This window comes from Brevibacillus sedimenti (assembly GCF_020923495.1).
In the GTDB taxonomy this organism is placed as follows: domain Bacteria; phylum Bacillota; class Bacilli; order Brevibacillales; family Brevibacillaceae; genus Brevibacillus; species Brevibacillus aydinogluensis.
Genome location: NZ_CP064048.1, coordinates 103,049 through 121,656 on the forward strand (window position 1 = coordinate 103,049; position 18,608 = coordinate 121,656).

At 58.4% G+C, this 18,608-nt stretch carries 16 protein-coding genes; 5 read left to right on the plus strand and 11 right to left on the minus strand.

What is annotated here, in order from left to right:
- Positions 1-194: 194 nt before the first annotated feature.
- Positions 195-419: a hypothetical protein gene (locus IRT44_RS00630; RefSeq protein WP_171567526.1), complete on the minus strand. Its 225-nt coding sequence runs from the start codon at positions 417-419 to the stop codon at positions 195-197.
- A 318-nt stretch (positions 420-737) separates the two neighbouring features.
- Between IRT44_RS00630 and IRT44_RS00635 the strand changes: the two genes are divergently transcribed.
- The 3 genes from IRT44_RS00635 (at position 738) to IRT44_RS00645 (ending at position 3,667) form a co-directional block, all read left to right on the plus strand.
- Positions 738-2,000, plus strand: coding sequence for an MFS transporter (locus IRT44_RS00635; protein ID WP_171567525.1), 1,263 nt, complete (start codon positions 738-740; stop codon positions 1,998-2,000).
- On the plus strand, positions 1,997-2,134 hold the full coding sequence (locus tag IRT44_RS00640) for a hypothetical protein (protein WP_171567524.1): 138 nt from the start codon (positions 1,997-1,999) through the stop codon (positions 2,132-2,134). Before IRT44_RS00635 ends, IRT44_RS00640 begins: the two co-directional genes overlap by 4 nt.
- Before the next feature lie 261 nt (positions 2,135-2,395).
- Positions 2,396-3,667 carry an HD domain-containing phosphohydrolase gene (locus IRT44_RS00645; RefSeq protein WP_171567523.1) on the plus strand — a complete coding sequence of 424 codons (1,272 nt, stop codon included), beginning with the start codon at positions 2,396-2,398 and terminating at the stop codon, positions 3,665-3,667.
- 47 nt (positions 3,668-3,714) lie between these two features.
- Here IRT44_RS00645 and IRT44_RS00650 read toward each other — a convergent pair whose 3' ends face one another.
- Positions 3,715-4,230, minus strand: coding sequence for a hypothetical protein (locus IRT44_RS00650; protein WP_171567522.1), 516 nt, complete (start codon positions 4,228-4,230; stop codon positions 3,715-3,717).
- Positions 4,231-4,242: 12 nt separating this feature from the next.
- A complete protein-coding gene (locus IRT44_RS00655; protein WP_171567521.1) occupies positions 4,243-5,319 on the minus strand; it encodes a M42 family metallopeptidase in 1,077 nt (358 codons plus the stop codon).
- A gap of 149 nt (positions 5,320-5,468) precedes the next feature.
- On the opposite strand from IRT44_RS00655, the gene IRT44_RS00660 reads away from it, so the two are divergent.
- Together IRT44_RS00660 and IRT44_RS00665 are read left to right on the plus strand one after the other, a co-directional pair.
- Positions 5,469-6,293 (plus strand): GNAT family N-acetyltransferase, encoded by an 825-nt coding sequence (locus IRT44_RS00660; protein WP_171567520.1) that lies wholly within the window; start codon positions 5,469-5,471, stop codon positions 6,291-6,293.
- A gap of 76 nt (positions 6,294-6,369) precedes the next feature.
- Entirely contained in the window at positions 6,370-7,650 is a 1,281-nt protein-coding gene (locus tag IRT44_RS00665; protein ID WP_171567519.1) for a BaiN/RdsA family NAD(P)/FAD-dependent oxidoreductase, read from the plus strand.
- A gap of 70 nt (positions 7,651-7,720) precedes the next feature.
- Here the strand turns inward: IRT44_RS00665 and ltrA are convergent, their stop codons facing one another.
- The 8 genes from ltrA to IRT44_RS00705 all read right to left on the minus strand — a co-directional run bounded on the left by ltrA (position 7,721) and on the right by IRT44_RS00705 (position 18,404).
- Positions 7,721-8,980, minus strand: a complete 1,260-nt coding sequence (ltrA, locus tag IRT44_RS00670; RefSeq protein WP_230077222.1) for a group II intron reverse transcriptase/maturase — start codon at positions 8,978-8,980, stop codon at positions 7,721-7,723.
- Between the two features lie 805 nt (positions 8,981-9,785).
- The gene (locus IRT44_RS00675) at positions 9,786-9,983 is read right to left on the minus strand and encodes a hypothetical protein (protein ID WP_171567313.1); all 198 of its coding nucleotides are present in this window, start codon (positions 9,981-9,983) and stop codon (positions 9,786-9,788) included.
- A 7-nt stretch (positions 9,984-9,990) separates the two neighbouring features.
- Positions 9,991-12,570: a septation ring formation regulator EzrA gene (locus IRT44_RS00680; RefSeq protein ID WP_230077264.1), complete on the minus strand. Its 2,580-nt coding sequence runs from the start codon at positions 12,568-12,570 to the stop codon at positions 9,991-9,993.
- Positions 12,571-12,619: 49 nt separating this feature from the next.
- The gene (gene refZ / locus IRT44_RS00685) at positions 12,620-13,228 is read right to left on the minus strand and encodes a forespore capture DNA-binding protein RefZ (RefSeq protein WP_171567315.1); all 609 of its coding nucleotides are present in this window, start codon (positions 13,226-13,228) and stop codon (positions 12,620-12,622) included.
- Positions 13,229-13,494: 266 nt separating this feature from the next.
- On the minus strand, positions 13,495-14,370 hold the full coding sequence (locus IRT44_RS00690) for a hypothetical protein (RefSeq protein ID WP_171567316.1): 876 nt from the start codon (positions 14,368-14,370) through the stop codon (positions 13,495-13,497).
- A gap of 65 nt (positions 14,371-14,435) precedes the next feature.
- Positions 14,436-15,431: an MBL fold metallo-hydrolase gene (locus IRT44_RS00695; RefSeq protein ID WP_212133092.1), complete on the minus strand. Its 996-nt coding sequence runs from the start codon at positions 15,429-15,431 to the stop codon at positions 14,436-14,438.
- A 109-nt stretch (positions 15,432-15,540) separates the two neighbouring features.
- Complete coding sequence (locus tag IRT44_RS00700; RefSeq protein WP_230077265.1) at positions 15,541-17,796, minus strand: GGDEF domain-containing protein; 2,256 nt, start codon at positions 17,794-17,796, stop codon at positions 15,541-15,543.
- A gap of 26 nt (positions 17,797-17,822) precedes the next feature.
- Positions 17,823-18,404, minus strand: a complete 582-nt coding sequence (locus IRT44_RS00705; RefSeq protein WP_171567318.1) for a histidine phosphatase family protein — start codon at positions 18,402-18,404, stop codon at positions 17,823-17,825.
- Positions 18,405-18,608: the final 204 nt, after the last annotated feature.

Consider the following 18,608-nt stretch of genomic DNA (forward strand, 5'->3'; position numbering starts at 1 on the left):
CTTCATTCCTCCCGACAAGGCAGCGTATGCTTATCCCTACGCCGCTTGTCAGGCAAATATGAAGAAAACACCGGGGCTAGTACGGGGACATGCCAAACTGCCGGAGGGCTCGCCATTTCCCGGGACAAACGCACAGGCACGGCTCGTCCCTGCCCAAAAACACACGGCATGCCGTCGCTGACATGCCGTGCGTTTCATCTTTTTTTTCGTCTCATCCGGCCCAGCCTGCGTTGGATGCGCGGCGCCTGCATGACCATCAGGTTCATGAACAGGTGAACCATGTTCGGATTGTGCAGAAGCTGCTGGAACACTTCCGGATTTTCCTTGAACCACCGTTCATTGGCCTGTACCCAAGCCCTGAAGCCCTTGTTGGTTTTGTAGTAACGGTTTAATCGGCTGATTGGGCGATATGCGCTCATCCTACTCTATCCCTTCGTCAAAGAAAATGGAGAGAAGAAAGATAATCACCAGGATCCAGATGATGACTTCAAATCCTTCGTGTTTGAATAATGTTCTCATTCTGTCCCTCCTCGTTGCTCCAGCCTGTACCCGTGTGCCGTACGTTCGGCCCATGGCCGTATACAGTATTAGGTATATGTCGCAAAAAGCCGGATGGATTGGACGGCCGCCTGTTGACTGCGATTTTCCGCTTTCGCCCAACGGCTGAAAGAGGTGCATAGTTCTTGCCAGCGTTCATCCATACTATCGGAGAGACTGTGTCACAAGGAGGCGGCGCCATGATTTTGGGAACGGAATCGCTCCGGCGAAACAAAACCTACACGCTGCTCTTGGCGCTGGTTTTTTTCATGCACGTGGCCGCCTATCTGATCATCCCCGTGTTTCCCGTCTTCCTGCAAAACGTGCGAACCTTGTCCCTTACACAGGTCGGACTGGTTCTCGGGGCGGGAAGCATTGCCTATCAGGCGGCCAGTCTTCTCGGGGGACCTCTGTCCGATCGCTTTGGCAGACGTTCCATCATGATAGCGGGCGCGCTGCTGCAGGGGCTGGCGATGCTCGGCTATCACGTTGGCCAGGCGTTTTGGCAGTTTCTCGTGTTTTCGGGCGTAAACGGTCTGGGCGTCGGGCTGCTCGCTCCGGCGATCAAGGCCACGATTGCTGACGCCGTGTCAGAGGAGGAGCGGACTGTCGCCTTTTCCTGGCGGGGCATTTTTGCCCATCTGGGGATTATTGTCGCCGGGCTGACCATCACCTGGTTGACCGCCCTTGGACGAACGCCCTTTTTGCTCTCCTCGCTGGTGTTTGCCACACTGGCCGTCATCACGCGGCTGACGCTGCCCAACGACCGATGCGTCGGTCCGGACTGCCGCCGGACGCCGCTGCCGGAATATCTGCAGATCCTGCGCCATCGCAGTTTCCTGATGTTCTCCGGCATCTCGCTGCTCATCTGGGCGTTTTATGCCCAGTTTGCCCTGGTGCTCCCTCTGCGCGGCGAACACGTGCTTTCCACTTCGACCCTGATTGGCCTGATCTGGACCATCAACTCCGTCAGCGTCGTGCTGCTGCAAGGTGTTATCTCCCGCTTCGTGCTGGCGCGGATCAATCCATATCTGGCGCTCGTGGCGGGGATTGCGCTGTTGGGCGCCGGGTTGTTCGGGATCGGCTTTGCCCGGCAATTCGCCACACTCAGCGCGTCTGCCGTGCTGTTTATTCTTGGGGAAATGATGTTTTTGCCCGTCCTGGACAGCCTGGTCGGTTATTTTGCCAAGGAGAACTGGCTGAACGCCTATTTCGGTGTGGCCAACTTCGTCTCCGGGATCGGGACGGCACTCGGCACCAGCATCGGCGGCACCCTGGTGGAACGGCTGGGCGGAGTAGCCAGTCCGTACCCCTGGATCGCCTACGCGCTGACAACGGTGCTGCTGGCGGCCATTCTCGGCCTGTTTGCCCTGTACGCCATGCCGCGCCACAAGCGGGGCAGAGTGCCAGACGCACAGGGAGAGCTGCACATAACGGGCAGAAAGGAGGGAAGCAAGACGTGAAGCTGCCGGAAAAACGCGTTTCCAACAATCAGGACGTACGGTCCGAGCGCAACGTCCAACCTGCATCCACGCAAAACGACAACCCCGGCTACGGGGACAAGAAGCTGGAAGGGCCTAATCGCCCCTCGACATAGCGGAAGGAGTGGTTCGACCACTCCTTCACTATTTTTCGACAACATTCGGGGAATTTATTGAAGGTTATGTCGATTTGCCCTATTATGAGGGAGAAGAATACCAAAATGCGGAAAGGACGTCGCGCCTTGCCTCTAAAATTTGCAACCCAAACGCGCCTTTACCCCTGGTTCCTCATGCTCCTGCCCATTCTGTTTACCTGCGTCGTGTACCTCGGGTACTCACAAGCACGACTGCAGTACTACACAAACGGAGTGCAAGCGATGGACAGGCAGTTGGATACTGTTTTCCAGATCCTTTCCTTGGTGAACGCTCGGGTCGAGGAAGGCTCCCTTACCATCACGGAAGCTGAAGAGCGAATGAAGGAATTCTTCGCCGGCCCCAAACGTCCTGACGGCACGCGCGACAGCAGCGCTGCCCGCTTGACGATGGGTGAGGGAGTAAGCCTGTTTGCATTCAACTCCCAAGGAATTCTGACGATTCATGCCGATTGGGAAGGGCAAAACCTGAACACGCTTCCCACTCCGGAAGGGCATCATCTCATCCGGGAAGTGCTGAACGAAGGTAAGCACCACCTCTCGTTTCAGTGGCAGCCCCCGGACGGCGCTTCTCCCGAGAGCAGAATTTCCGTCGTCCGCTACTTTCCGCAGTGGGACTGGTACGTCGGCATTGTGACGTCGGAAGAGCGATTTTATCAGCAATTTTCCATCTTCAAAGCGATGCTGATTATGCTGGTGGCCGGCAACTACCTGATCACGGCAATCCTGATCTACCTGACCCAGCGGCAGGAAAAGCTGCTGCTGAACTCCAAGCGGCGCGGCGAACAGCTGGCCGAAGCCAACCAGAGCATCCTGAAGTCGCTGGCAGTCGCCCTGGAGGAGCGGGATGCCTACACCTCGGGCCACTCCCAGCGGGTCGCCTATTACATGCGCGTCATCGGCAAGCAGATGGGCATGGACGAAGCGATGCTGGATACGGTGTACACCGGCGGACTGCTGCACGACATCGGCAAAATCGGTATCGAGGACAGCATACTGCTGAAACCGGGGCGGCTCACGGACGAAGAATACGAGATCATCAAAGCCCATCCGGTGCGCGGGGAAGCGCTGCTGCGCAAACTGTTTGTCCAGGCCGGGACGCAGGATTCAGAGCAGATCGAGACGATTCTCGTCATCACCCGTCACCATCACGAGCGCTTTGACGGGAAAGGGTACCCCGATGGATTGAAGGGACATGACATTCCGCTCGTCGCCCGGATCTCCGCTGTCGCCGACGCGTTCGACGCGATGACCTCGTCTCGCGCCTATCGGAAAGGGCTCTCCTTTTCCAAAGCGTGCGACGAAATCATCCGCAACACGGGCACGCAGTTTTGTCCCCAAGTGGTGGACGCCTTTTTTCAAAGCGTGACGGAAGAGACGTTCTATCACGCCCATCACATCTCACGGGCCAACCAGCTTTTGCTCGACCGATTTGACGACCGTGAAATCGCCCTGGCCCAGCCGTCTTACCATCGGAAATCGGGCATTCCGCTATAAAACAGCCATGCTGCTTTTCCACTTGGAGCAACATGGCTGTTTGTTTTTCACTCTCCCCTGTCGATGGGCACCCATCTGTACGGCAGGCCGTACGCATCCAGACGCTCGGCAAAGCGTTCCGCTTCCTGTTGCGGCGCGATCAACTGCAGATAACGGGTGAAGTAAAAGACAATCCGATCCTTCTCCTGCTCCTGCAGCCGGTAGTGGGACAACTGGGATACATCCTGGAGGGTGTGAAAGTAGTCATAGCGCTCAGGCGTCAGCGGGGCGCGAAACACGCGGCTGACCACCACATTCCCGCTGTAGGTTTCTTTCATGTTCGTTTTGGACGCCCCCAAAAACCGGAGCAGTTCACCCGCCCGGCGCGCTCCCACCTTGTCGGCCAGCATGCCGTCGTTGTACTCCACTTCCAGGTGGGTCAAGCGATGGTGGACGCTCTCCAGCATCGCCATCAGCACTTTGCGGACGGCCAGATTGCTCGGCGAAAAGCCGTTGTCGTAGAAGTTGTACTCAAACGACGTCTCTTCGCCCTGACGCCGGGTGTAAAACGTCACAGCGTTCACGCCACATTCCCCCTAGCGCGGCTTGATTGCGTCCAGCGCCGCCCGGTCCAGCTTGCGCACGGCAGCAAACAGCAGGCGCTTGGCCGCTTCGTAGTCGTCCCGGTCGATGATGGCCGCATGGCTGTGAATATAGCGGGCCGGGATGCCGATCACAGCGGAAGGCACTCCCTGGCCGTGGTACTGAACCGGTCCGGCGTCCGTGCCCCCTTTGGCGACATAGAACTGGTAGGGGATGTTCTCCTCTTCGCAAATCGCAATCAAAAAGTCGCGCAGCCCCGGCTGCAGGATAAAGACCGGGTCGTACAGCCGCATCAGCACGCCGCCGCCCAATTTTCCGCCCTCTTCCCTGACGCCGGGGATGTCGCCGGCCGGACTCGCATCCAATGCCAGGAACAGATCCGGTTCGATTACGGCCGCCGCCGTCTTGGCTCCGCGGGCGCCCGCCAATTCTTCCTGTACCGTGGCCCCCACGTAGACCACGTTGGGGTGGCTGGGGCAGTCGTGCAGCTCCTTGGCCAGCTCTACCGCAAGGCTGCAGCCGTAGCGGTTGTCCCACGCTTTGGCCATCAGCCGCTTCGGATTTGCCATTACGGTAAACGGACAGACCGGCACCACCGGCTGCCCCGGCCGGACGCCCAGCTGCTCCGCCTCCTGGCGTGAATCCACGCCGATGTCGATGTACATGTTGCGAACGTCCATCGGCCGATTGCGCTGATCATCGCTCAGCACGTGCGGCGGGATGGAGCTGATCACCCCGTCGATCGCACCGGCAGGAGTCAGGACCTGCACCCGCTGCGCCAGCAGGACCTGTCCCCACCAGCCGCCAACGGTTTGAAACGAGAGGAATCCCTTGTCCGATATCCGCGTCACCATGAAGCCCACTTCGTCCAAGTGACCCGCCGCCATGATGCGGGGCCCGTTTTCATCCCCGCGCATCACGCCGAACAAGCTCCCCAGATTATCGCAGACGATTTCCTGCGTATACCTCGATATGTACTCCCGCATAACGGTTCGCACGGGCGCTTCAAAACCGGAAACTCCCGGCGCTTCGGTCAATCTCTTCCACAGCTCAAGCTGAAACTGATTCATTCCGGCCAAAACCTCCTCCTGTACGCGGCAAAACCGCGTCCCTATTATTATCAGCCAAGGGGGGAGCGGGATGCAACCGCCGCTCCGGGCAGGAATACGAGCATCCGCCCCGAATGGATTTACAAACACACGGATGGAGGACATACGCCATGACAATAACGATTCGCAAATTGACGGATAAAGAGGAGCTGCATGCACTGGAAGCGTTGGAAGGCACCATCTGGAGCGGTTCATCCGTGATTCCGCTGCACATGACGCTGACCGTCGCCAAGTTTGGCGGCCTCTTTCTCGGCGCCTACGACGGTGACCGGATGATCGGCTTTTTGTACAGCTTTCCCGGTTATACGGACGGTGAACTGCACCTGTGCTCGCACATGCTGGGATTTTTGCCCGAGTACCGCCAGCAGGGGTTGGGCGTCCGGATGAAATGGATGCAGCGGGAAGAAGCCCTTCAGGCCGGATACCCCAAGATCACCTGGACGTACGACCCGCTGGAGACGGTGAACGGCTATCTGAACATCGCCAAGCTGGGCGGCATCGTCCGCCGTTATCTCCCCAACTGTTACGGCGAACTGAACGACGACCTGAACCGGGGACTGCCGACTGACCGCTTTTTGGTTGAGTGGTTTATCGCCAGCGATCGGGTGGAGCGTCACCGCACAGGTAAGCCTGAACGCTCCGACACGGCCGCCGTTCCGGAGGTGCTGTGCTGCGACCTGAGCAGCGAGCTGCCCCGCCCGCGGGACATCCGGCTGAACCGTTCCGACGAGCGGCTGCTGCTGTCAGTCCCCGCTCATTTTCAGGCGGTCAAACAGGCAGACATGGGCGCGGCTGCAGCCTGGCGGGAAGCGACCCGCGCACTGTTTACCCATTACTTTGAGCAGGGCTATGTGGTGACCGATCTTCTGCGGGATCAGTCGATCGTCCGCTACGTCCTGGAGAAGCGGCCGGTGGAGGACATTCTGCGGAGCTGAACGGACGAAAGCGCTCGTCCTCTTGCTGTGGTACAATGGGGGATGCATGTATTACAACGAAAAAGGACGAGAAGACATGAAGGCAAGCGAATACGATGTGATCGTCATCGGCGGCGGACCGGCCGGGCTGATGGCTGCGATCGCCGCTTCCGGCGAAGGAGCGCGGGTCTGCCTGGTGGAAAAAGGCGAAAAGCTGGGACGCAAGCTGATCATCTCCGGCGGCGGACGCTGCAACGTGACCAACGCCAAGGACATGGACGAGCTGATCAAGCAGATGCCGGGCAATGGCCGATTCATGTACAGCGCGTTTGCCCAGTTTGGCAATCGGGAGATCATCCGCTTCTTTGAAGAGATGGGCGTCGCCCTGAAGGAAGAAGACCATGGCCGGATGTTTCCCGTCACGGACAAGGCGATTACCGTGGCGCATGCGCTGATCGAGCGAATGAAGCGGCAGGGGGTGGAGATTCGCCTGAACAGTCCGGTGGAGCGGGTCCTGTACGCGGACGGTCGCACGATAGGGGTACAGCTCCGAAGCGGTGAGCGGCTGCACGCCCCTTGTGTGGTGATCGCCGTCGGGGGATGCTCTGTTCCGCAAACCGGTTCCACTGGAGACGGATATGCCTGGGCGCGGGAAGCGGGGCATACGGTCACCGAACTGTACCCAACGGAAGTGCCGCTGGTGGCCAGTGATCCGTACATCCGGGACAAATCGCTTCAGGGGCTGTCGCTGCGCGATGTGGCATTGACCCTTTACGACGCCAAAGGCAAAAAGGTAACGACCCAGGTGGGCGACATGATTTTCACCCACTTTGGCATATCGGGGCCGGCTGCCCTGCGCATGGGCCACTACGTCTCGGTGACGAAACGGAAGCAGGGCGACACGCCGCTGCTGCTCACCATCGACCTGATGCCGGCGAAGCACCTTGACGAGGTAGCTGCGGACATCTGGCGTTTCCTGGAGAACCAGCCGAAAAAAGCGGTAAAAAACGTGCTGAAGGGCTATTTGCCTGAACGGATGATTCCCCTGCTGCTGGCAATGGCCTCCATCCCGGAGGATCGCACCGGACACCATGTGAGCAAACAGCAGTCGCTGGACTTGGCCCGGCTGATCAAGGGGGTGCCTCTGACCGTGACCGGCACCCTGTCGCTCGAAGAGGCGTTCATTACGGGAGGCGGGGTCAGCGTCAAGGAGATTGATCCCCGCACCATGCAGTCAAAGCGAATGGCCGGACTGTTTTTTGCCGGCGAAGTGATGGACGTGCACGCCCACACCGGCGGATACAACATCACCATCGCCTTCTCCTCCGGCTTCGTGGCCGGCACCCACAGCGCACGGATGGCGTTGGGACTGACATAAATCGAGTAGGAGGGGGTGGTTAACCCCCGTCCTCTCACACCACCGTACGTACCGACCGGTATACGGCGGTTCACCAAGCTTGACGAAGTGTGAAATATCGCTGTATCAAACTCATCAGCCCTTGTTGTTGCCAGTAGGCAATACCAAGGGCTTTGTGCATGTGCGGGGATTTTGTTGTCCGCCACGCCCCCTTTCGGGTGTTTGCGATTTCCAGTGCTCTGTTGTGAGAAAATCCAAGCGAACGAAGTTCGCGGTACCTCGTACGAACTCGTTTCCACTGCGTCCATAGACAGAGCCGGAGCCTTCGGCGAATCCATTCCTCTATTCGCAGAAGATGGGTTTTCGCCTCGGCCAGCGCAAAATACCCGATCCATCCCATGAGGTATTGGTTGAGTTTTTGAATCCTCTCCTGCATGGCCATGCTTCGATGTGGGTTGGTTAATTGGCGAATTCGTCCTTTTAACCGGGTGATCGATTTGGGATGCAGACGTATCCGCGCTTCCTTTCCCGGAATAAAGCTAAAGCCGAGGAACTTCCGGTTGCACGGGCGGTCCACCGCACTTTTCTGTTGATTTACCTTGAGTTTGAGAACCCTGGTCAAGTATCGCTCCACACTTGCCTTTACACGTTCACCCGCACGTTTGGAGCGGACGTAGATGTTGCAGTCGTCCGCATAGCGGCAGAAACGGTGTCCCCTTTTCTCCAACTCCTTGTCCAGGTCGTCTAGCAGAATGTTGGCCAACAGCGGACTTAAGGGGCCACCTTGCGGCGTGCCCTCTTCCGTCGTGACACACACTCCGTTGACCATGACTCCGGATTGCAGATAAGCGCGAATTAGTTTAAGAAGGCGCTTGTCCTTCACCTTGCGGGCAACCCGGCTCATTAGGATATCATGGTTGACCCGGTCGAAGAACTTCTCCAAGTCGATGTCGACCACATACCGGAATCCTTCGTTGATGTACTGTTGTGCTTTCCGCACAGCACTGTGAGCACGGCGGCCTGGACGGAACCCGAAGCTGGAGTCGGAGAACTCTGGGTCGAATATGGGAGTCAATACCTGCAGGATGGCCTGCTGGATGAAGCGATCTACCACGGTAGGGATGCCTAGCAATCGTATTCCCCCGTCAGGTTTCGGGATTTCGACCCTGCGGACAGGAGACGGCTTGTAGGTTCCCTTCTCGATTTGCGACCGGATGGTCGCCCAGTGCTGACGAAGGTAGTCGCGCAGTTGTTCGGTTGAAACACCGTCGATTCCCGCAGCACCTCTGTTGGCCTCCACTCGTTTGAGAGCGGCCATGAGGTTGTCCCGTGACAGCACTTTCTCCAGCATGCCCCTGACGATACTCCTCTCTTCGCACACATGTTGCTAAGCTTGCCGTACGATGCTCAGCCCTTCTCTGTACCCTCGGGCTTCACCCCTACTATTCAGAGGAAGTTCCATTTCGGAATTCTGCTTCGACGCACCGTATCGAAAGGGATTAGAACATGTGTTGACTTGATGTTCGGCCCTTCCTCCTTCGAGCGTCCTCTATCGGAGTACTATGGCCTCTGCTGACTTCTGCATGTTCAGCGCCCCCTCGCGCAGACGGTTGCCAACGGTAGTAGGCGTATCATGCAGACCTCCCCGGGTAAGGGCGGTAACTTTCGTCCCATGTACCTGCCCAATTTACTGCTGCACTCCTTGGCTGTATGGGGCTTCACCTTGTTCGGCAGGCTCGCCCGAGTACAACAGCCTCAAATTGGGTTCGTGTACCTCAGGTCAGGACTTTGCCGCCGGCTTCCTTCAGATTCCGCCTCACGGCGGACACCCTTGCCTTAAGCTAACGGTTGGTACAGCCAACCCCCGTTCGGGACTTTCACCCTATAGCTACCGCCCATGCCGGGCGCACCGAAAAAAACCTCTTCGTATTTGTACGAAGAGGTTTGGTTTGAGAAAAAATGGGAACACTATGAAACAGGTACTCTTTTCGTTGGAAAAGAGTCAGCTGAACCCCTACTCCCCCTAGTTTCGGGGTTCTCACACCTCTACTCCCTTTATCTTCCTACACGGGGCGTCGATGAAACAGGCGGCGCTCCCTTTTTTTGCCTTCCAGTCTTATATCCCCGCGTCCGCCATTGTCTGCCAACGGCACTCCCTACATGGTCAGCCGGTACAGGTAGGCCAGCGCTGTCAAGATGAAGGCGAATCCCAGGAGAAAAAAGGTATTGGCCCGCTGCCTGACACGCTGCTCGTCGCCGTTGAAGTGGGCGAGCAGGCGGGCACGCCAGCGTTTGGTGCGGGGCTGCCACATCAGCAGCAGGCCGACAGCGAAGAGAAACAGGGGCAGCATCATCTGCGCTTCACCCCTTTTTCTTGCGCCGCAAGAGCCAGCCTTTTTCCGGCTCCTCGGATGCCCCTTCCACGATCAGGCGGGCCGCCTCTGCAAGTTGGTACGCCTCGTCAAACGCCAGATGGCGAAACGCTTGTTCCGCTTTGGTCAGCATGTCATCCACCTGCCGGTTTTGACGGCGGTAGCGGTTGGCGTACTGGATCGCTCCTTCTGCCTTTTGGCAGGTGGCGATCGTCAGCTCCGCCAGATGCTCCGTCTCCAGCAGCAGTTCGTTGGCTTCATTGATCAAAATGGACACTTCGTCCAGGTCGTAGCGGTACTGCTCCATCATTGCCTTGATCCGCGTGAGGATCTGCACCACGTCTTCAAACAGGAATTTCAACCGGGACGGAATGCCCGGCAGGTAGCTCCGCTTGATCTCCTGACGAAGCCGCACCAGCGTGCTGGAGATTCGCTCCAACTCGTCGAGGGCGTCGTCCTCCGTCTCGATGACCAGCCGCTCCGGTTCCGGATGTTGCTCCTGTTTCGCCTCTGCCTGCGCTTCGTGGCCTTTGGGGATCACCAGTTCATATTCTGCGTCCTCCTGGTCCGACACCTCTTCCACGTGGCTGACAGCCATGCGTTCTTCGGCGTGGACCGGCGGTTTTTTACCGGGACGGGCAGCCGGCGCGTCAAACAGCCATTCCCGCTCCGCCTGGGTCAGCGCCTCTTGTGACGCCGCCGCGGGGGCGACAGCGCCGTCTTCCGGTCCGGTTTCCAAACGCTCCGACGCTGCAGCAGTCCGTTCCTCATTTTCTCCTGTCAAGACATGGCCGGCAGCCCCCTGTGCGGCGGCTTCCGCTGTGGCTGCTCCCGACAAGGCCGCTGCTGCTGGTGGGGTTGCAGCGGCTGCTGGTGCGGTTTTACCGGTTTCTGATGCAGTTTCAGCGGCCCCTGATGCGGAAACAGCCGCCGCAGCAACAGCTCCCGCTGCCGCATCGGCAAGCGCAGCTGCAGGTGCAGCCGCTCGATCTGCCGCCGCCGGCTTGATCGGCATCTCGTCAGCAGCGTTTTCTCCGATGATTCCATTTGACTCTCCGCCAGCCTGCTCCCCTGCCCTGGGTTCTGCTGCGGAGAGGGATGCTGCTGCCTCCCGTTGGCTCAGGACCATGTTCTCGATGTTCTGGTACGTGGTGTCAATCAGCACGTCAAACGCTTTTACATGGGTCTCCACCATGTCCAGGCTTCCCTCTTCCAATGCCGACTTCGCCGCGTTGATCAGCTGCTTGGCCTGCATCAGGGAGCCTTCCAGCGGGTCGCGGTTCAGATCGTACCCGTCACCCGTCGCCTGGATGATGCCTTCCTCCAACTGCCTGAACTCTTCCGGCATCTCCTTCAACACGCGTCCGACCAACGCCGGTATCCGCTCCAGGTCGCTGGTCAGCTTGCCCAGCAGCTGTTGCGCCTTCAGCGTGATGTCATAGGCCAGCACGTCGTCGCCGTCCGTGCGCGCTTCCTTGATCTTGGCGCGCATCATTTCCACGTCATCCAGCGCCGTCTTCAATTCGTGAAAGGACAGCCCGTACTCCAGACGCAGGTCGGACAGTCGCCGTTCCACCTGCTCCATCTGCTTGCCGATTTCCGGAATGGCCAGCTTGCTTTCCTTTTTCGTGGCGATCACCTGGGTGGTGTCCGTCTTCAATGCGTCCAATTCCTGCTCGATGGAACCGAGCATCTCCCGCGCTTCCTCCAGCAGGCCGAGCGCCATTTGGAAGCGGAAGCGGTCGCACGCCTCCTCCGCGTCCAGAATCATCATCTCCACATCGGGGATGCGGATGCGCAGCAGGTTTTCCTTCCGGTCGGCCAGGTGCATGAACCGCTCCTCCGTCTTGCCGCGGGAACGGCGCATCTGCTTGTCCACCTCAATGACGTTGATTTTTTCCACCAGTTGGTCCTTCCACTCCTCCACCGCATCCACCTGGGCAAAAATGGCGCGGCGGCGGATCATCGCGTACACCAGCGCAGCGGAGAGAGCGGCAAAGACTGCGCCAATCCCGTACAGCCACCAAGGCAGACCCGAGTCCGATTGTTTCTGCTGCTGGGCAGCGTCTGGAGAACCTGCGGCCGCGCCCGGCTTGTTCTTCAATCCTTCCAATTCTCCCTTGACTTCCGACAAAAACGCCTGGATTCCCTGCAGGTATTGTTTGTCCACGCGGAACGGTTCATAGTAGGCCTCCGCTTTTTCGTGCAGCAGCTCAGGAGTGGCCCCTTTTGCCGCCAGGGCCGGTCCTGCATGTACCCCAAGCTCCTGGGTGTTGATGTCAAGCACGACCATCAGGGTGTCCTCGGGCAGGTTGTAGTTGTCGTACAGCTTTTTCGCGTATTCGTCGGGCGTTTGCGCTTCCGGTTGGGTGCTTTCGACCACCACCACCTTGTAATTGCCGCCGAGCTGCTTGATTGCTTCGGCAGCGCTCTCCCGTTCGTTCTTTTTCAGATAACCGTCGGCGTCTTGAATCACTTCGTCCGTTTTGTCCGGAAACGGCACAGCCATTGCCGGATTCGCATATAAGAGCATGCCTGCCAGACAGAGCAGGACCCAATTTCTTTTCACGGTCATGACAACCCCTTAATGTAAAAATTCTCAAGAATCACGAGCCGGCTTATCCGCGGGCCGGTAGCAGCCACGCTTCCAGATAGCGCATGACGGAGACGAGCAGCCAATCCGCAAACTCCTCCGAAGCCGGCTCCAGATAGTAGACTTCCCGCACCGATTGCGGCTGCAAAAACGGGTAAATGAGCTGGCTGGCCGTGGCCAGTGCGATGCGATCCACCGGCACGACGCGAAACTCTCCCGCAGCAATTCCTTCTTCGATCACGTTGGCGATGCCGTGCTTCCAGCGGCTCAGGTACAGCGTCATCACTTCCCGCGCCAGCATCGACTCCACGCTCAATTCACGCTGAATCAGCCGAGTGATCGGCGCGTGCTCCCGCTGAAACGACAGGTAGAGGCGAATCACCCGCTCCAGCCGTTCCATGGCAGGAAGTCCGCTGTCTTCTTTTTCCCGTATATCCAGCTGGCGAAACAGCGTTTCAAAATACGAGGCGATCAGCGTCTCCAGCACGCCCTGCTTTCCCCGGAAGTGGTAGGAAATGAGCGCGACGTTCACCCGCGCTTCTTCCGCGATCTGACGCACGGACGTGCCGTGGTAGCCGTGTATGTCAAACAGCTTGGCCGCTGCCGACAGAATGCGCAGCTTGGTCTGATCCATTCGCCATTCCCCTCTCCAGTTCCGGCCATTGAAAATCCGAACCGGGCAGCAAGGCTGCTCAGGCACATGCCTTTTGTGCAGACCATTCGCCAACAAATAGACAGTCCTGTAGATAGTTCGACAAAGTTTTCCAGAGTTCCTCCTGCCAATTCTGGGCAATTACGCGAAAACGTCTCGACAGCGCAAGGTCGGCGGCTGCTGTGACGCCCCGCGCAAAAAGGCGCTCACACACCGCACCTGCGGCACGCGAACGCCTGCTTTCATTTTTACTTTGATGTTTTCTCCGCGCTCGTCGGGTTCGGCAGCGGCTGCACTTGTCCGTAGTTCTGCAGAAATGTCTCCACCCGGGTGTGTTCCAGTACCCGTTGGTTGTTGGCGTCGTACTCGGAGCGAATGGACATCACCAGGCTGGTGGGCAGCATGGTGGTCTTGTTGTAATACACGGTGTACTCCGCCTCCAGCTCCATCTGGTCAATCATCTCGTCGACGTTTGTCTCCGCCGCCTGGATGGACACTCCCTGCCGGAGTGCTCGCCACGCACCGTCGGACAGCGTCATCGCCAGCTTGAGCCGCGGCTGATGGGCAGACTGGACATGCAGGCCGGCCTGCTGCTTCATTTGTTCTGCCAGCCAATTTTTCAGCTTCGTCGAGTCCAGCAGCACCCGCACCGCTTCGATGTCATCTGCCGTATTGCGGTCGGTCAACGGCAGCACGCTCTTTTTCATCTCGTCCATCTGGCGAAAGGCAAAGACCGGGTCCCAGTTGTTCAGCTCCTGGCGAAACGACCCGTCGAGTCCCGCGCTCTTCCATTCCCGGTCGCTCTCCTGCTTGACGAACAGCCGCTCTTGCCTGGACAAAAGCGACAGGGTTTGGACCCGCTTTTGTTCGGGCTGTGACAGCTTTACGTTCATCAAGATGCCTTCCTTATGCTTCCGTCCGGAGAAACTGACGACGTTTGCGTTGGCGGTGTCCCCGGTCAACAGCTTGGTCTGTCCGTAAAACGCAAATGACTCCTGCTCGGCAAAACGGTCGCGAACCTGGTCATAGGCGGCTTGCGCGTTTGGCCTGTCTCCCATCGTATTGCAGCCTGCCAGCACAGCGCACAGCAGGGGCAAGAAAACGAAGTGCAACGCTTTGCGCATGTTCGTCCCTCCTCCTCGTCGCCATTAGGGTATCCGAGGAAGAAAAGGCTTATTCTGCTGGCGGGTCAAAGGGAATAGTAGAGCACGCCGTCTTTCTCCCTGATCTCCACCTGGTGCAGAATCGCCAACAGGTCGATGTGGCCCAGTGTCTCCGAGAGAGTGAGCGGCAGTTCTTTTTCATACAGCGTTGGAAACAAGAGCGCATTCAGCTCGTAGGCCGTCTTTTCGCCGTCAGCCAGGAACCGGCGGAGCATGTCCGTCCGCTCCCAGTTTTTCTGCAATCGCGCCAGAATCAGCTCGCGGTGATTGGTGACCGGCTCACCGTGCCCGGGCAGCACCAGGTCGATCTCCATGTCGGCGCACATCTGAAGCGCCGTCCGGTACTGCACCAGAGTCAGCGGTCTGGCCCGCGACTGATCGCGGGGCGGCTCGACAAAGGCATTGGAAGAGATGTGTTTGATGATGTGATCCCCGGCGATCATGACGCGATCAGCCGCCCGGTACAGGGAAAGATGGCTCTGCGAGTGGCCCGGGGTGTAGAGAACCTGCCACCCGGACAGATGGGGCGCCGTCTGTTCGTGCTTTAGCAAGCCGTCGATGCGGCTTTTTTGGGAAAATGTCATCATCAGCTGGTGAAACTTGCGGATGAGGGAGAGTTTCTCCTCGGGCACGCCGCTCTCCCGATAGAGCTCGTGGAAAAACCGATCGTGAAAATCGAGAAACGGTTCGTGCCACTCCACGTACGGGACGGCGAGCGGATGGGCGTAGATGCGCGCTCCCGACGACTCACGGACACGTTCCAACAACCCGCAGTGGTCGACGTGATGGTGGGTCAAAATCACCTGTTCGATCGCATCCACCGGGTAACCGAGCTCATCCAGTCCGTCCGTCAGCGCCTGCCAGGCCTCTTCGGTCAGCGGTCCGGCATCCACCAGCGTCAGCCGTTCGCCCTCCACCAGATAGACGTTGACCGCGCCGACGGAAAAGGGAGTGGGAATCATAATCCGGTACACCCCATTCGCCACTTGTTCAGCCATTCGCTTGTGCTTGTCAGTGCTCATTCGCCATTCCCCCGTCCTGTCTGTGTTTGTGAATCCTGGAAAAGCTGGTGCGTTCCTGTCGGCGAAGCCAATTTTATCGGCAGAAAAAGCAAAGAGCCTCGTTTGGCTCCTACGCGAGAATCACCTGGTTTCTGCCTTTGTGTTTCGCCTCGTACAAGGCGACGTCTGCCTGGTGGAACAGCTCTTCCACGCTGTACTGCGGCTGCTGATCCCGGCACCATGCGGCCAGGCCGCAGGAGATGGTGACCTGCGGAATCGTTTCCGCCTGCACAAGGGAGCGGATGCGCTCGGCGATGCCATGGGCGGTCGCCTTGTCCACACGCGGCAGGTAGATCGCCAGTTCCTCGCCGCCCCAGCGGGCCGCGATATCCGATTCACGAATGTTTCGTCGAATCAGGTCGGACACCTGCAGCAGGACTTCATCGCCCACCTGATGCCCGTACGTGTCGTTTACCGTTTTAAAATAATCGATATCTATCAAGAGGAGCGAACCGTGGCTGTCTTTCTCCAATGAAGTCCGCACGCAGTCGTTCAGGTGGCGCCGGGTGTAAAGTCCGGTCAAGTTGTCGGTGATCACCATCCGCTCCACTTCGTTGTGCAGCATGGCGTTGGTCATGGCCAGGCTCACGTGCTGCCCGAAGATCTCCAGCAGTTTATAATCGTCAAAACCAAAAAAATGATGGCGGGAATCCGCAACGAGCAGCACGCCTCCCAGCTCTCCTTCCACCACCAGCGGCACTCCCATCAGCGATGCGCAGGGCATCAGGGAAAAGGGCAGCGGTTTGGCACCGGGCTGTGCGAGCATGAGCACCTGTTTGCCGGCCACGGCATCCGCCAACGGTTTTTCCGAGGCCGACACCAGCTGTCCGTGACACGCGGGCAGCGATGACGAGATGACTTCAAAGCGGTCGTCGTCCGGCCGTTTGCGCAGGATGGCGACAAATTCAGCCGAGAAGGTCTCCAGGAGCTTCTTTGTCACAAAGTCGAGGATTTCCTTCAGATTCAGGCTGCGGTTCAGCTGCCGGGCCATTTCGTTGATCAGACGCAGCTCGCGGATCAAGTTGCGCGACTGCTGGTAGAGCTGGGCGTTTTCAAAGGCTTTCCCCGCTGTCTCCGCCAGGATGGAGATGTACTCCGTCTCCTGCCGTCCCGGCGCTGCCTGCCGTTCTGCCGTCAGCTGCAGCACCCCGTAAATGCCCTGTTTGCCCAACAGCGGGGCGGCGATCACGGCCATCGGGATGCCGTCGTGCTCTTCGTAATCGACGACCAGCCTTCCCTCCAGGTACGCCTGCGTGCTGGTGGACGCGTCATCGTCCTGAAAGGAGAGGGGTTTGACGGGTGTGGTGGCGTTGGTTTCCACGGTCAAGAACAGTTCGACAAAGGCCGTCGGAAAGAGCTTTCGGATGCTGGTCACGATCTCGTTCAGCACGTCTTCCACGTCGATCGAGGCCTGAATCCTGGTCATCAACTGATACAAGAGATCCTTTTGCGTGGCCTCACGGCGCAGCGCATCGGCGACCATGGTCCGCCACAAGGCGTAGCTCGCCTTTTCCCCCACTTCCTGCAGGAAGGCGACATCCCGCTCATCGTACACGCAATCCGGCTCATCAGGCGCAAGGTGCAGAAACAGCGCGTACAGCGGCCTGTTTTCGCAGGAGATGGGAAAGACGACGGTGCGCTGCTCGTCCCACACGGACGGCGTGATAACCCGATCGCCCAGTCGGGCCGCCACCTGTCTGATGTGGCAGTCCCCCTCGCCCGCCGGCTCGCTGGTGGCCAGCTCCCGGCTGTTCAGCGTTCCGGCTTCCGTCAGCTTGACGGCAGAGCAGTACCCTTTCTCCACGATGTCCGCGATCTGCCGCACCAAGCTGGCCAGCAGGTCCTGTGTATTGTCATGTCTGGCCAGGTTCATCACGATTTCGCTGGTGGCGTGCTGAATGTAGGCATCGTATCCCATCCGGAGCAACGGTTCCAGCCCACGCATGAAGGAACAAAAATCGAAGTCTACCTCGTTGTGGGGGGCCAGCATGCCGATAACGGCACGGGCACGCCCGTCGCGTTCGCACAGCGGAAACGCGCCCCAGACCAGGGGACCGCTGTCCGCCACACATACCGTGATCTCTCCCGTACGCAGGGCGCGGGATACGGGAGAACGGGCATCACCGCAAAGCGAGCTGCCCTTTCGCAGGTCAAGTCCGTTGGGATTCCAGGTTTGGCCGCCTTGCATCCTGATAACTTTGAGCAAACAGCCGACGGAATCTGTCAAGTAAAGAATGCCTGGACGCTTTTCCGGCCAGGATTGCAGAATAAAGTGGGCCATGTAGGAAAAGACCGTCTCCAACTTCCCCAACTTTTTGCTTGACACGAGATATTCCCTCTCTCAGCGTATTCTCATTTTTCCAAATGGTCAGTATCATTGACCTGCAGCACTTCCCAACTCTGTCCGGTGTAGCGGAACACGTTGACTGCCGTATTGTCGATCCGCGTTACACCCGTCCCCTGCTCGCCATTGGTCACGTAGTGCAAAAAGCAATTAATAAAGCCTCCGTGGGATACGACAACAATCTCTTCGCCCGGATGGTCTGCCGCCAATCCGGTCAACGTCGTCACAGCTCGCTGTTGCATTCCCTCGAAGGTCTCAATTCCGCATGCCGCTTCATCTTGGTGGGCAAATCGTTCCCTGATTTCTTCGTACGTCAATCCTTCCCACTGACCGTAGCACCGCTCCCTGAGCGCATCCAAGGCGGAAACGGAAACACCGGCGTTCTCCGCAATCTGGCGGGCTGTCTGCATCGCCCGGCTGAGATCGCTGGAGTAGACGGCACGGATGGTCTTGCCGCGAAACCGGGCAGCCACCTGCCGAGCCTGGCGCAATCCTGCTTCGTTCAGCGCCACGTCACTGTGGCCCTGAATGCGGCGCGCAAGGTTCCAATCCGTTTCACCGTGGCGAATCAAGTAGACGATTGTATCCAAGTTGATTACTCCTCCCGTGATTCTGGTGCTGGTCTTTTTTCATTATATAAGATGAATGTTTGCAATTCCATATAGATTACGACACATTTGGGACAAAATTCCCATTTTTCCTCCCGCCTCCATTTTCTCCCCCCGCGTGAAACGAGCGCGCCAATTCTCTCGTCAGAGAAGGTGTACGCGTGATTTTGACACCGAGGAGGAATT